Genomic DNA, 13985 nt, shown 5'->3' with positions numbered 1-13985 from the left:
CCACGCCCGCTTTCAGCGGGTGCCTTCGTCAGTTCCGTTCACCGACGGACCGCTCGTGACGGCACCTCCCTGTGCCGGCCCGAGCTCTCACCGCCGTCCTGGCGGTTCATCCTGGTTCACATCACTTCCTCAGCGCAGCTTAATTGCCGCCTTAACATCAAAACCCAGGTCAAACCCAAAAAGACTTAAAGACTTAAAGACCAAAAGGCCTTTTAGTCTTTGTATCTGTCTTTGATTTCTCTTTTGATGTTGACCTTTTGAGCGGCAATTAAGCCTTGCCGAGGGAGAAGGGATTTGCAGGACGAGCCGACAGGATGTCGGCGAGAGGGTGAGCCGGGACAGGGACGTCCCGTCTCACCCGGTTCGTGCGGAAAACCAGTCGAGTGAGGGAACCCGCGGAGCGGGCGTGGCGCCTGCCGCAAGCCCGGGGTCAAGGGGCGGCGGCGACTGGCCGCCCCTTGTCGCTCAGACCGCGCAGCGGGAAAGCGAAACGCCCTTGACCTTGTCGTTGACCTTAAGCCCCTGACCTTAAGCCCCTGGCCTTTGGCCCTTCCCTGCCCGGGCCTGCGCCTTACAGCGGCGCGGTCTGCGCCTCCACTACCGCCAGCGCCACCATATTTACGATGCGTCGCACCGATGAGATCGGCGTCAGCACATGCACCGGTTTGGCTATCCCCATCAGTACCGGCCCGACAGTCACCCCATCAGAGCAGGAGACGCGCAGCAGGTTATAGCTGATGCGCGCCGCTTCGACGTTAGGCATGATCAGGATATTCGCCGGACCTTTTAACGGGCTGTCCGGCATCAGATCCTGGCGGATACTCTCCACCAGCGCTGCATCACCGTGCATCTCGCCGTCAATTTCCAGCTCCGGTGCCCGCGCTTTTACCAGTGCCAGTGTGTCACGCATCTTACGGGCGGCCGGAGCATCCGATGCACCAAAGCTGGAGTGCGACAGCAGCGCAACCTTTGGTTCAATGCCAAAACGACGTACGGTCTCCGCCGCCATCAGCGTGAGTTCGGCAAGCTGTTCCGGCGTAGGATCTTCATTAACATAGGTATCGGCAATAAAGGTGTTGCCGCTTGGCAGCTCCAGCGCATTCATCGCCCCCGCCACTTTTACATCCGCACGAAAGCCGAACAGCTTCTCTACAATATCGTAATGCTGTTTATAGTCACCGATGGTGCCGCAGATCAGCGCGTCCGCTTCCCCACGATGAACCATAATCGCGCCGATCAGCGTTGGATTTCCGATGACCGCACGCTGCGCCTGCTGCGGCGATACGCCACGGCGCTTCATAATCTGGTAATACTCACTCCAGTACTCTTTAAAGCGCGGATCGGATTCGTTGTTTACCACGTCGAAATCTTTGCCCGCTTCGATTTTCAACCCCAGCTTTTGCAGACGCATCGCTATCACGCTCGGACGGCCAATCAGAATCGGCCTGGCCAGTCCGAGAGTAACCAGCTCCTGGGTGGCATGCAGCACGCGAGCCTCTTCGCCTTCAGCCAGCACCACGCGTTTCGGATCTTTACGCGCCTGGGAGAATACCGGTTTCATAAACAGATTGGTTTTGTAGACAAACTCCATCAGCTTTTCGCGGTAGGCGTCGAAATCGGCAATCGGCCGCCGCGCCACGCCAGAATCCATCGCGGCTTTTGCTACCGCCGGAGCGATCTGCACAATCAGACGCGGATCAAACGGCTTCGGTATCAGGTATTCAGCACCAAACGACAGCTCCTCATCACCATAGGCGGATGCCACCACATCACTCTGTTCCGCCAGCGCCAGCTCGGCAATCGCGTGCACCGCTGCCAGCTTCATCTCTTCGTTAATTGCCGTTGCCCCGACATCCAGCGCTCCACGGAAGATAAACGGGAAACAGAGTACGTTATTCACCTGGTTGGGGAAGTCCGAGCGACCGGTGCAGATAATGGCATCCGGACGCACTTCTTTTGCCAGCGGCGGCAGAATTTCTGGTTCCGGGTTAGCCAGCGCAAGGATCAGCGGGTCACGCGCCATACCTTTGACCATCTCCTGGGTCATGACTTTTGGCCCCGAACAGCCGAGGAAGATATCTGCGCCGTCGATAACCTCAGCAAGGGTTCGTTTGCCGTTATCGGCCACCGCATAGGCGGCTTTGGTTTCAGCCATCGGCGTTTCGCGTCCCCGGTAGATCACACCTTTTGAATCGCAGACCACAATATTGTGTTTCTGCATACCCAGCGCCACCAGCAAATTAAGGCAGGCAATCGCGGAGGCCCCGGCCCCCGAGACCACAAGGCGCACATCAGAGATGTTTTTTTTCACTACCCGCAGGCCGTTAAGTACCGCAGCGGTACAGATGATGGCGGTTCCGTGCTGATCGTCGTGGAAGACAGGAATATTCATCCGCTCGCGCAGCTTCTTTTCGATGTAGAAACACTCCGGTGCCTTGATATCCTCAAGGTTGATGCCGCCGAAAGTGGGTTCCAGCGCGGCGATCACATCGATCAACCTGTCCGGATCCAGCTCATCAACTTCAATATCAAACACGTCTATTCCGGCGAACTTCTTGAACAGCACTCCTTTCCCTTCCATCACCGGCTTACTGGCCAGCGCACCGATATTTCCTAAGCCCAGCACTGCGGTACCGTTGGAGATCACCGCCACCAGATTGGCGCGGGCGGTGTACTTATCGGCAGCTTCTGGATCGGCGGCAATCTCCAGGCAGGGTGCTGCAACGCCGGGCGAGTAGGCCAGCGCCAGGTCGCGCTGAGTGGCAAGCGGCTTGGTGGGGGAAACCTGAATTTTTCCGGGAACCGGAAATTGATGAAAATCGAGAGCACTCTGTTTTAACTGTTCGTCCATTTGCAGGATCCTTTCTTATAGGTAGTTATGTAGGGGTACAACTTCCCAGTATAGAAGTGCCGGAGGGGATAAAAACTTGAAGGGGCGCATAATTTGGCGGATGGATAGATTTGGCTTAGGGGAAGTGCTGCCGGAGGGGATTCGTCAGCCGTTCCGGCCACGTTTTTTTGAGGATCTGCTATGCTTTATATTAAGTTCGGCAGCGATATTGCCGCTTTTGAGTAGAAAAATACTCTTCTCAGGCACTTACAACTTCTGGCCGTTACAGCATGACGTAATGCTCATTTAGCCCTTTCGACAATGACAAGGCCGGTGGCACAAGCTATCAAGACACGATGTGAATACCGTGTCATCCTGGCCTGTGGTAAGGGTATTGGTATAAGTATTGCCGTGAACAAAATGGATGCTGCTCCCCTCCCCATAGCGCAGGGCGAGACGACGGTCATTGGGCTGGCCCATTGCAACAATCAGAAAAAGCGCATTCCCATTACCCGGCGCCTGATGCACTGTTGTCTGCCTGAGATAAATTTTTCGTTACAACGCTATACTCATGACTCACTCAGGGTATATAGACTGCTTATCAAGGAGCTTTAGATGAACCAGTTAGACGCACTGAAACAATTCACCACCGTGGTGGCTGACAGTGGCGATATTGAATCCATCCGTAACTATCACCCGGAAGATGCCACCACCAATCCGTCTCTGATCCTGAAAGCCTCCGGCCTCGACTCTTACAAACATCTGATCACTGACGCCATCGACTACGCTAAAAAACAGGGCGGCAGTAAAGAAACCCAGATTATTAACGCCAGCGACAAAGTTGCCGTTAATCTCGGTCTGGAGATTCTGAAAAGTGTCCCTGGCCGTGTATCCACCGAAGTTGATGCGCGCCTCTCATTTGACCGTGGAATGTGTGTCACCAAAGCGGAAAAACTGGTGAGAATGTACGAAGATAACGGTATTGACCGTTCGCGTATTCTGATCAAACTGGCTTCGACCTGGGAAGGGATCAAAGCGGCTGAAGAGCTGGAGAAAAATGGTATCCAGTGTAACCTGACGCTGCTGTTCTCCTTCGCTCAGGCCCGTGCCTGTGCTGAAGCTGGCGTATTCCTGATTTCACCGTTTGTTGGCCGTATCTATGACTGGTACAACAGCCGTAAACCTCTTGACCCGTACGTGGTTGATGAAGATCCGGGCGTGAAATCTGTACGCAATATCTATGACTACTATAAGCAGCACCGTTACACCACCATCATCATGGGTGCCAGCTTCCGTAAGACAGAGCAGATCCTCGCGCTGGCAGGCTGCGACCGTCTGACTATCGCGCCAAACCTGCTGGAAGAGCTTCAGGCCAGCAACGCTCCGGTTGAGCGTAAACTGACTCCGTCTACTCAGGGCTTCCACCAGCCTGCACCGCTGTCTGAAGCGGAATTCCGTTGGGAACATAACCAGGATCCGATGGCAGTGGAAAAACTGGCTGAAGGTATTCGCCAGTTCGCCGTTGACCAGCAGAAGCTGGAAGATGTGCTGTCCGCACGACTGTAACTCCCCTTTCCATCATTTATCCCCCCGGGCGGATCTGCGATCCGCCTCCACGCATTTCTGGAGGAAACTATGTCTTCACGTAGAGAACTGGCAAACGCCATCCGCGCCCTGAGTATGGACGCGGTGCAAAAAGCCAAATCCGGCCATCCTGGTGCCCCGATGGGTATGGCTGATATCGCTGAAGTGCTGTGGCGTGAATTTCTGCATCACAACCCGAATAACCCGGCATGGGCCGATCGCGACCGTTTTATCCTCTCTAACGGCCACGCTTCGATGCTGCTCTACAGCCTGCTGCACCTTTCGGGTTACGATCTGCCAATGTCTGAGCTGAAGAATTTCCGTCAGCTGCACTCCAAAACCCCGGGCCACCCGGAGCTGGGCTATACCCCAGGCGTGGAAACGACTACCGGCCCGCTGGGTCAGGGTCTGGCGAACGCCGTTGGCCTGGCAATTGCGGAACGTACTCTGGGCGCGCAGTTTAACCGCCCTGACCATGAAATTGTCGATCACCATACCTACGTGTTTATGGGCGATGGCTGCCTGATGGAAGGCATCTCCCATGAAGTATGCTCTCTGGCGGGAACGCTGGGTCTGGGTAAACTGATTGGCTTTTACGATCATAACGGCATCTCGATTGATGGTGAAGTTGAAGGCTGGTTTACCGACGATACCGCTAAACGTTTCGAAGCCTATCACTGGCATGTGATCCGCGATATTGACGGGCACAATCCTGATGCAATCGCGCAGGCGATCAAAGAAGCACAGAGCGTGACTGACAAGCCATCGCTGCTGATTTGTAAAACCGTGATTGGCTTCGGTTCGCCGAACAAAGCGGGTAAAGAAGAAGCCCACGGCGCGGCGCTGGGTGACGAAGAGATTGCGCTGACGCGTAAACAGCTGGGCTGGAACTACCCGCCGTTTGAGATCCCGAAAGAGATCTATGCTCAGTGGGATGCGAAAGAAGCCGGTGCGAAAGCCGAAAGTGAGTGGAACAGTAAATTCGCCGCCTACAAAGCCGCATACCCGGAACTGGCGGCAGAATATACCCGCCGCATGGACGGCGGCATGCCGGATAACTGGGAAGCTGACACTCAGAAGTATATTGAGAAATTACAGGCTAATCCGCAGAAGATTGCCAGCCGTAAAGCCTCTCAGAACGCGCTGGAAGCTTACGGCCCGCTGCTGAAAGAGTTCCTGGGCGGCTCTGCTGACCTCGCACCAAGTAACCTCACTATCTGGTCTGGCTCGAAGTCGATCAAAGAGGATGCTGCCGGAAACTATATTCACTACGGCGTACGCGAGTTTGGTATGACTGCCATCGCCAATGGCCTGGCGCATCACGGTGGTTTTATTCCGTATACCGCTACCTTCCTGATGTTTGTTGAGTATGCGCGCAACGCCGTGCGTATGGCGGCACTGATGAAGGCGCGCCAGATTATGGTGTACACCCATGACTCCATCGGTCTGGGTGAAGATGGCCCGACGCATCAGCCGGTTGAGCAGATCGCCAGCCTGCGCGTGACGCCAAATATGAGCGTCTGGCGTCCGTGTGACCAGGTTGAAACCGCTGTGGCCTGGAAACATGCCGTTGAGCGCCATCATGGCCCGACTGCGCTGATTCTGTCGCGGCAGAACCTGGCACAGCCGGAGCGCAGCAAAGAGCAGCTGGCGAATATTTCGCGCGGCGGCTATGTGCTGAAAGACAGCAACGGCACACCGGATGTGATCCTGATAGCTACCGGTTCCGAAGTGGAAATCACCCTGGGCGCGGCTGACAAGCTGACCGCCAGCGGCCACAAGGTGCGCGTAGTATCACTGCCATCGACCGATCTGTTCGATGCACAGGATGCTGCCTACCGTGAGTCCGTTCTGCCTTCCGGCGTCACGGCACGCGTAGCAGTGGAAGCAGGGATTGCCGACTACTGGTACAAATATGTCGGCCTGAACGGTGCCATTGTCGGTATGACTGGTTTTGGTGAGTCGGCTCCGGCTGAGAAGCTGTTCCCGGAATTTGGCTTCACGGTTGAAAATATCGTCAGCCATGCGGAAGCGCTGCTGAAACCGCACTGATAGCTTTCACACTCTGTATTGAAAAACCGCCTTCATCGTGAGGCGGTTTTTTTATGGCTTACGCTGCCCTTCCCTGTTTACTCCGCCCCCCTGACAGCAGCGAATCAGGCGTGCATAAAACGACGATTCTTTTTCTTTATTACCCAGACGGTCAGCATAAATACCAGCATCAGCGTGGCTATCCACAGAATATGGGGAGAGATCCGGCAGATGAAATTAAGATGGTGCAATATGTCACGGAAATAATCAGTTAAGCAGTCGGTCATAGCGCAATTCCTTAACGGTAATAGCTCTATTACAACGGCTGACTGACCAGATTTGCTGCATATATCATCAAGAAATCGTCAATGCATGTAATTTTTTATTCCGGCCTCCGGTGTTACAAAAGGCAGATGCAGGCTTATCGCCAGACCGTGCCCGGCCGGTGATGAGGCCACCAGCTCCCCGCCGCAGGCCTCACAAATCGCCCGGGCAATCGACAAACCCAGCCCACTGCCGCCTGAGTGACGCGCTCGTGAAGAGTCGCCTCGCGTAAAACGCTCAAACATCAGCGGCAAAAAATCGGGGGCTACCCCCGGACCACAATCGGTAAAGGTAATCAGATAACCCGCTGCCCGCCGCTGAATATCGATGGTTAGCAGCTTGCCTTCGGCAGCGTACCGTACGGCGTTTTCCATCAGGATGGTAAATACCTGCCCCAGACGGAAGGGATCCCCGGTAAAGATGGCGGGATGGGCAGCGCTGATGCGCATCTCCATTCCCGCCGCTTCGGCCTGGGGTTTCATCCATATCACCCGCTCACGCAGCAGCTCGGCTAAGTCAAAAGTGTTGAGCGTAAATGACAGCTGACCGGCATCCGCGAGGGAAAGCAGGTGCAGTTCATCCGTCAGGCGATGAAGGTGCTGAAGCTGTTTCATCACCATATTTAGCTGGGTCGGATTAGGCTCAAACACGCCGTCTATCATTCCCTGAAGACGCCCAATAGCGGCCGTCAGCGGCGAACGCAGTTCGTGCGCCATCGCCACATGTGAAGCACGCAGCTCACGATCGTAGCGCTCAAGCTGACGGGACATCACGTTGAAATCCTCCGTAAACTGCACCAGTTCGGCGGGGGCGTTTTCAACCGTAGCGGCCCGTGCACCAAACTCGCCGCGCGCCACACAACGGGCTGCCGTTGCCAGCCGGCTGAACTGCACCGACAGCGGTCTGGCGGCGCGCAATCCAAAGATAACGATAACCGGAAGGGCAAGGGCAATTAACGCTGCCAGCATCAGCCAGTCCGAGGAGGCAATGCTGGGCGTAGAATAATTGATCCCCCAGCCCGCATCGATCAGCTGATGAAAGCGAGCGGCATCCCGTTGCGGGTTCTTCAGCAACAGTGCCAGCTCATCACGCTGAGAGGCGGGCATATGATTCATCACCCAGTAGTACTGAATAAGGGAACGTAACCACATGCTGAAGGCGATTAAAATTACCGATCCGATTGTAAGCGCGAGGATACGCATGCATATCCAGCGCCAAAGGGACTGTTTTTTTTGCTGTGTCATGGCTGTCTGAACCGGTAGCCCACGCCGCGAACATTATGCAAAACATCAACAATTCCGGCGTTTTCGAGCTTTTTACGCAAATTATAAACGTGGGTATCAACGACACGTTCCAGCGCCTCGCTCTCTGGCAGGCAGCGCTCCAGCAGTTGCTGACGGGAAAATGGATAGTTCTGGGAGTGCATTAGCGTGGTGAGCAGTGAAAATTCCGTCGGCGTAAGTTCCAGCAACACCGGGTTTTCACCGTCATTTCTGACAACCGCAGTAAGGGATTCCATATCCACCTCCAGTCCCTGCCAGCTCAGGATCGTTTTCTGATCGGTGCGGCCCGATGTCCGGCGCAGCACAGCATGAACGCGTGCCACCACCTCTGCCGGGTTATACGGTTTAACCACGTAATCATCAGCCCCGTAGCGTAGCGCGCCTATTTTATCCGGCGTTTCACCCATCGCTGAAACCATGATCACCGGAATATCGCCCTTGCGCCGTACCGCAGCCAGTACATCACTGCCATTCATACCGGGCAGCATAATATCCAGCAAAATCAGATCCGGCTTCCAGCTTTGTGACATTTCCAGGCCGGTGATACCGTCACCCGCAATGGCAACATTGTAATTTTCCCGACGCAGATAGGCTTCCAGAACGTTAGCCGCATCCGCATCGTCCTCAATAATCAGTATACGTTTCATCTGCATTTGCGCACCTTGACAGTTTCTTCATAAAACCCTGGCAGTAAATTGACACTGCCTGTTCATCATTCGCTATCAGATGTGCGGCCATTTGGGGGCCGGCTTGATTGGTGCTGAGGAGCGACGATGATAACCAGAAAATTTAGCCTGTGCATTAGCTGTATTGCATTCGCCAATATCACGCTTATGGCCGGGGCCGACGCCGCCGTTCTGGCTGCAAGAAGCCTCACCGTGGGCATCGCCGCCAGCAACGCACCGCGCTACAGCGGTTCAGATAAGCGTCAGTTCAATTTCGCACCGGTGATAGATGCCCGCGACGGAGCATTTTTTTTCAACTCGCAAGATGGTCTGGGATATGACTTACAGTCTGACTCAGGGCTGTATCTCGAACACACCCTGGGCTACAGTCTGGGGCGCTCGGACAAAAACTCCTCATGGCGCGACGGATCCAAGAAACTGCGAGGAATGGGAAATATTGATGCGGTGATGAACACGGCGGTAGCCGTTGGCTGGACAATCGTACCGTGGCTCTCCGTAGAAGGCAAAGCCACCCTGCCGTTAACCGACAGTCAGGGCGTGCAGTATCAGACATCGGTGTCGCTGATCCCTTTTCAGGATGAAAGCGACACCCTTGTGTTTCAGTCGGCGGCTTTATTCGGCGACAGTCGCTATATGAATACATTTTATGGCGTTAGCGATCGGCAACATATCCGCAGCGGTTATCGGCGCTATTCAACGACAGGCGGGCTTTACGGAGTGCAAAACAGTCTGACATGGGGGCATCGGTTTACCCCGCAGTGGGGCACCATGCTGGAGGCGGGCTATACCTGGTTGAGCCATCGAACTGATAAAAGTCCGATTGTATTTCGTCGCAATGAAGCCACCGTCACGGCAGCCGTCACCTACACCTTTGACTGAGGAAAAAAGCAGAGGATTAACGCTTTTAGCTCCCCGCTATGTAGCCTGCACCGTCTTTCTCTCCGATCTACTGCTGCTGCATCTCTACTGACGCACTCTCCTGCGGCGGAGCGCTCTTGCTCTCCCACAACATTGGCCACTGATCGCTGCTGTGCCACGCGTCGCAGGTGCTCTCCTGAGCATATTCCGCCAGCACAAACTGCCGGCCATTATACTGCCAGCGTGTCGCTACGCCACAATCTCCTAACCCCCGGCCTTTACTGAAGGTCAGCAGTTCACCCCGGGCGGCGTCAAAGTCAGCATTGACCAGTTCAAGCTGATTATCGCTGCGCTCCGGTGGTGAAAATGGTAGCGTCAGCGTAATGCTTTTCGATATATACGGCTGGCTGCGTGAAACTTCGAATGCCAGATCAATAATGTTATAAGCGCCCATTTCGCAGCTCACCAGCAGCAGCGCTTTATCATCGCTGAGGGGTGAAACGCTGACTTCACGCTGTAGTGGATTCAGCGAGCAGCTATCGCTGTTAACCCGCCAGGTACCAAAATCGATCAGCCCGCTGGACTCTTCGTGCGTTAATGCCTGCGGAGCACGCAGCGGCGTGTTTATCTGCGGTAGCGCCGGTGCTGGCGGCACATTGCTGGCGGCACGGTCGCCACGCTGGATCCATGCGCTGGTACTGTTAATTCTCCCCTGCACCTCATCCATCAATAGCAGTGCGGCCTTCAGCCCGTGCAGACTTATGGTGGCATCCGCCCGATAGAGTAGCTGAATACTGTCGGCATCCATCACCTGGGCCAGAAACTCATCAATTGAGATACCGTGATTGGTGAGCAGATGATGTGGTTCCACCTCCCAGTGTTTGAGATCGAGCTTCAGCCGCTGCCCGTCCAGCAGCAGGTTATCCTGCAAAGCACCGCCAGGCAGCTTGCCGCTGTAACGATTGCCATAATCAATACGCAGCTGTGCCGGAGCTTCATTTCCGGCGTCCCGCGCCAGCGTCATCGCCAGACCATTGTTACCCGGGATACTGCGTACTTCACAGCTGTTGAGGTTGTTACAGGTGATCTGCCAGTCAGAAAACGTCTTCTGTAGCGGCTGCGCCTGCACAGCAGCAACAGAAGAGAGCGAAATCAGCAATAACCATTTCGTCCAGTAAGACATTGATTAATGAGGTCCCTGTAAGGTAATGCAGAAAAACAACATCACGGCCAGTCCGTGCATAGTGTTTATCATGCGCAGATCCTGTCAGCGGCTCAATCGGATTTATCGCACAGTCGTCGTTAGCAGAGATGATCGGTTGAACCCACACAGACCGTCATCCAGCGTATTAATGATGGAGCCAGCCCGCCAGCAGCGCATGCTGCAATAGCGTAACGGTTTTACCGTCTTTAATGCGGCCATCTTTCACCATTGCCCAGGCTTCCGGGAAGGTAATTTCCAGCACATCGATATCTTCATCATCGATCCCCCCGCCCGCGTTTTCACGCTGCGTTTCGCTGTACTCGGCGGCGAAGAAGTGCACCATTTCCGTTACGCCACCCGGAGACATATAAAGCTCAAACAGCTTCTCCACTTCCCCCACCACATAGCCGGTCTCTTCAACAGCTTCCCGACGAATGCACTCCTCCGGAGAGTCATCATCCAGCAGACCGGCGCAGGTCTCAATCAGCATCCCGCTCGGATTGCCGTTAACCCAGGTGGCGATACGGAACTGCCGCGTCAGCACCACGCTATTTTTATCACGGTTGTACAGCAGGATGGTGGCACCGTTGCCACGGTCATAGACTTCGCGCTTATGGCGCAGAGTAGTGCCATCTTTGGCGGTGAGATCGTAAGTGAAATTGCGCAGGACGAACCAGTTCTCGGAGAGAACTTTATTTTTGATGACGTCGATCTTGGCTGACATACAGTCTCCGTGGTAACTCATCAGGAGCCTGTCATTTTAGAACGCAATGGCATGGAAAACTATCTGAAACGCAGGGGAAAACGGGTCAGGCATGCCTGACCCCTACGGGATATCGGCGGGGGAAACGGGGTTGACGTGACTGACACCTGCGGGATATCGGGGGGGAAACGGGGTTGACGTGCCTGACCCCTACGGGATATCGGCGGGGGAAACGGGGTTGACGTGACTGACACCTGCGGGATATCGGCGGGGGAAAACGGGGCAGATCTGCCTGCCCCGTAACCATTAATGGTTCTGTTCTTCCTTCGCCAGCGCATGAACACGCTTGCGTGCGCCAAACCAGCCAAGGACTAACACCACCGCGATCAGCGGGATGGAGGCAATGGTGTAAGTGCCGTTCGGGTAGTCAAACGCCATCAGCACCAGCACGCTAAACAGGAACAGCAGGGTCAGCCATGAAGTAAACGGCGCCCACGGCAGCTTAAAGCTGACATCTTCAGCTTTGCCTTCTTTAATCGCTTTGCGCAGACGCATCTGGCACACCACGATAAATGCCCAGGAAGAGAGGATACCCAGCGCAGCAACGTTCAGCACGATCTCAAACACCCGTGAAGGCACGACATAGTTCAGCCAGACGCCAATAATGTAGACGCCAATAGTCACCAGGATGCCCATATAGGGAACCTGCTGGCCGCTCATTTTTGACATGAACTTAGGTGCAGAACCGCCCATCGACATCGAACGCAGAATACGCCCGGTGGAATAAAGGCCTGAGTTGAGGCTGGAGAGCGCAGCACTCAGCACCACGATATTCATGATACTGCCAACGTAAGGGACGCCCAGTTTAGAGAAGAAAGTTACAAACGGACTCTGCCCTGCCTGATAGGCATTCCACGGCAGCAGCAGCACCAGCAGCACCACCGAACCAACGTAGAACAGACCGATACGCCAGATCACGCTATTGATAGCTTTCGGCAGCATGGTTTTCGGGTCTTTACACTCTCCGGCTGCCGTACCCACCAGTTCGATGGAAGCAAAGGCGAAGACCACACCCTGCACCAGCACCAGCGCTGGCATCAGGCCGTTAGGGAAGAAACCGCCGTTATCGCTGATCAGATGGAACCCGGTAGCGTTCCCATCCAGCGGCTTACCGCTGCCGAGGAACACCACGCCCACCACGAGGAAAATTACAATCGCCAACACTTTAATCAGCGCAAACCAGAACTCCATCTCGGCAAACCATTTCACGCCGATCATGTTCATGGTGCCAACAATGGCGAGCGCACCGAGGGCAAATACCCACTGCGGCACATCACCAAATGCGCCCCAATAGTGCATATAGAGCGCCACGGCGGTGATATCGACGATGCCGGTCATCGCCCAGTTTACAAAATACATCCAGCCTGCCACATAGGAGGCTTTTTCACCCAAAAATTCGCGGGAGTAAGAAACGAAGCTGCCGCTGGAAGGACGGTGCAGCACCAGTTCACCCAGCGCACGGAGAATGAAGAAAGAGAAGATACCGCAGACCAGATACACAATGGCCAGCGCAGGGCCAGCGGCCTGCAAACGGGAACCGGCACCGAGAAACAGGCCGGTACCAATCGCACCACCGATGGCAATCATCTGTACGTGGCGATTATCCATGGCCTTATGGTAGCCAGAATCATGAGAATTTAACCAACGTCTTTTTGCCGCGCGCTTTTCGGCGCCCGTTTTTTTTTCAGCGTTCATTTTCTGTCCTGTTTTCCTGTCCAAAAAGTGATGCGGCTACCTGTCCCGGGTATCCTGTTTATGTGCCAACCAATCGATTGCGCTGCGTGGCGCATATCAGGTTTGATCTCCCTGGCTGCTGTAGTTTTATTCATGACGCAAGCAGGAAAATCACGGCGATGCATCCTAACCGTTCTGGTTATTTGACGCAAAAATTCCACGCTGGAAATCGTGAGCTTTTGTAATTTTTGTCGAATGGCGCATAAAAAAACCGACCACAATTTGCGGTCGGTCAGTGAAAGCACTAAAGGGCTACAGGGACTACAGGAACTTCGGGTACTACAGGGACAGACAGGGAACAGAATAAAACGGGATTAACGGTAAATTTCAGCGTTGCCCAACCAATGGCTGGAGTCACCAGGTGTGCTGGCACCAATTACGCGATAGCTGCTGGCACCCTGCGCAGAAGCTTTCTCTGCCAGTTGCCGGGTTAAATCATCCATCGTACCTCTTACACCAGAAACCGAAACCATGCCCATGCTATGCATGGTGCTTGCCTCGCCGTGATCAACTTCCGTGGCCGCCAGGGTAGAGAACGAAGTTGCAGCTAACATAATGGCCGTGATCATAGCGGGGAGTATCTTATTCATAACGGTGCTCCTGAAATTCTTGGTTAATAAATCCTTGATTGATATGTGGTGATGGGATTAATTATTACCAACTCAATGAAAAGCAGCGTGAGCGCCCG

Annotated in this window: 12 protein-coding genes; 4 read left to right on the top strand and 8 right to left on the bottom strand. The window is 54.6% G+C overall.

The window, feature by feature from the left end:
* Positions 1–571: 571 nt before the first annotated feature.
* Positions 572–2851 carry an NADP-dependent oxaloacetate-decarboxylating malate dehydrogenase gene (maeB, locus tag GN242_RS05625; RefSeq protein ID WP_154753860.1) on the bottom strand — a complete coding sequence of 760 codons (2280 nt, stop codon included), beginning with the start codon at positions 2849–2851 and terminating at the stop codon, positions 572–574.
* Between the two features lie 300 nt (positions 2852–3151).
* On the opposite strand from maeB, the gene GN242_RS21910 reads away from it, so the two are divergent.
* From GN242_RS21910 to tkt, 3 genes are all read left to right on the top strand, one after another.
* The gene (locus GN242_RS21910; RefSeq protein WP_156287034.1) at positions 3152–3445 is read left to right on the top strand and encodes an RpiB/LacA/LacB family sugar-phosphate isomerase; all 294 of its coding nucleotides are present in this window, start codon (positions 3152–3154) and stop codon (positions 3443–3445) included.
* Positions 3446–4396 carry a transaldolase gene (gene tal, locus GN242_RS05615; RefSeq protein WP_154753858.1) on the top strand — a complete coding sequence of 317 codons (951 nt, stop codon included), beginning with the start codon at positions 3446–3448 and terminating at the stop codon, positions 4394–4396.
* A gap of 69 nt (positions 4397–4465) precedes the next feature.
* A complete protein-coding gene (tkt, locus tag GN242_RS05610; protein WP_154753857.1) occupies positions 4466–6466 on the top strand; it encodes a transketolase in 2001 nt (666 codons plus the stop codon).
* A gap of 104 nt (positions 6467–6570) precedes the next feature.
* Here tkt and GN242_RS05605 read toward each other — a convergent pair whose 3' ends face one another.
* The 3 genes from GN242_RS05605 to GN242_RS05595 form a co-directional block, all read right to left on the bottom strand.
* Positions 6571–6732, bottom strand: a complete 162-nt coding sequence (locus GN242_RS05605; protein ID WP_154753856.1) for a hypothetical protein — start codon at positions 6730–6732, stop codon at positions 6571–6573.
* A 78-nt stretch (positions 6733–6810) separates the two neighbouring features.
* Positions 6811–8013: a sensor histidine kinase gene (locus tag GN242_RS05600; RefSeq protein ID WP_156287033.1), complete on the bottom strand. Its 1203-nt coding sequence runs from the start codon at positions 8011–8013 to the stop codon at positions 6811–6813.
* A complete protein-coding gene (locus GN242_RS05595) occupies positions 8010–8705 on the bottom strand; it encodes a response regulator (protein ID WP_156287032.1) in 696 nt (231 codons plus the stop codon). Before GN242_RS05595 ends, GN242_RS05600 begins: the two co-directional genes overlap by 4 nt.
* 120 nt (positions 8706–8825) lie before the next feature.
* On the opposite strand from GN242_RS05595, the gene GN242_RS05590 reads away from it, so the two are divergent.
* The gene (locus GN242_RS05590; RefSeq protein ID WP_154753853.1) at positions 8826–9617 is read left to right on the top strand and encodes a MipA/OmpV family protein; all 792 of its coding nucleotides are present in this window, start codon (positions 8826–8828) and stop codon (positions 9615–9617) included.
* Between the two features lie 67 nt (positions 9618–9684).
* On the opposite strand, the gene GN242_RS05585 is transcribed toward GN242_RS05590, so the two are convergent.
* From GN242_RS05585 to GN242_RS05570, 4 genes are all read right to left on the bottom strand, one after another.
* The gene (locus GN242_RS05585) at positions 9685–10779 is read right to left on the bottom strand and encodes a DUF1176 domain-containing protein (protein ID WP_154753852.1); all 1095 of its coding nucleotides are present in this window, start codon (positions 10777–10779) and stop codon (positions 9685–9687) included.
* Positions 10780–10945: 166 nt separating this feature from the next.
* A complete protein-coding gene (gene nudK, locus GN242_RS05580) occupies positions 10946–11524 on the bottom strand; it encodes a GDP-mannose pyrophosphatase NudK (protein ID WP_154753851.1) in 579 nt (192 codons plus the stop codon).
* 285 nt (positions 11525–11809) lie between these two features.
* Positions 11810–13258, bottom strand: coding sequence for an L-asparagine permease (ansP, locus tag GN242_RS05575; protein WP_154753850.1), 1449 nt, complete (start codon positions 13256–13258; stop codon positions 11810–11812).
* Between the two features lie 353 nt (positions 13259–13611).
* A complete protein-coding gene (locus tag GN242_RS05570) occupies positions 13612–13887 on the bottom strand; it encodes a YdgH/BhsA/McbA family protein (protein ID WP_154753849.1) in 276 nt (91 codons plus the stop codon).
* Positions 13888–13985: the final 98 nt, after the last annotated feature.

The sequence above is a fragment of the Erwinia sorbitola genome (assembly GCF_009738185.1).
GTDB lineage: Bacteria > Pseudomonadota > Gammaproteobacteria > Enterobacterales > Enterobacteriaceae > Erwinia > Erwinia sorbitola.
The sequence above is the reverse complement of the archived record's forward strand: the minus strand, read 5'-3'. Positions and strand labels throughout refer to the sequence as shown.

Excerpts from the sequence above, each read along its gene's own strand:
- GN242_RS21910 (WP_156287034.1), top strand. The coding sequence starts at position 3,152 with ATGACAAGGCCGGTGGCACAAGCTATCAAGACACGATGTGAATACCGT.
- GN242_RS05595 (WP_156287032.1), bottom strand. The coding sequence starts at position 8,705 with ATGCAGATGAAACGTATACTGATTATTGAGGACGATGCGGATGCGGCT.
- GN242_RS05590 (WP_154753853.1), top strand. The coding sequence starts at position 8,826 with ATGATAACCAGAAAATTTAGCCTGTGCATTAGCTGTATTGCATTCGCC.
- GN242_RS05600 (WP_156287033.1), bottom strand. The coding sequence starts at position 8,013 with ATGACACAGCAAAAAAAACAGTCCCTTTGGCGCTGGATATGCATGCGT.
- ansP (WP_154753850.1), bottom strand. The coding sequence starts at position 13,258 with ATGAACGCTGAAAAAAAAACGGGCGCCGAAAAGCGCGCGGCAAAAAGA.
- nudK (WP_154753851.1), bottom strand. The coding sequence starts at position 11,524 with ATGTCAGCCAAGATCGACGTCATCAAAAATAAAGTTCTCTCCGAGAAC.
- GN242_RS05585 (WP_154753852.1), bottom strand. The coding sequence starts at position 10,779 with ATGTCTTACTGGACGAAATGGTTATTGCTGATTTCGCTCTCTTCTGTT.
- GN242_RS05605 (WP_154753856.1), bottom strand. The coding sequence starts at position 6,732 with ATGACCGACTGCTTAACTGATTATTTCCGTGACATATTGCACCATCTT.
- tkt (WP_154753857.1), top strand. The coding sequence starts at position 4,466 with ATGTCTTCACGTAGAGAACTGGCAAACGCCATCCGCGCCCTGAGTATG.
- maeB (WP_154753860.1), bottom strand. The coding sequence starts at position 2,851 with ATGGACGAACAGTTAAAACAGAGTGCTCTCGATTTTCATCAATTTCCG.
- GN242_RS05570 (WP_154753849.1), bottom strand. The coding sequence starts at position 13,887 with ATGAATAAGATACTCCCCGCTATGATCACGGCCATTATGTTAGCTGCA.
- tal (WP_154753858.1), top strand. The coding sequence starts at position 3,446 with ATGAACCAGTTAGACGCACTGAAACAATTCACCACCGTGGTGGCTGAC.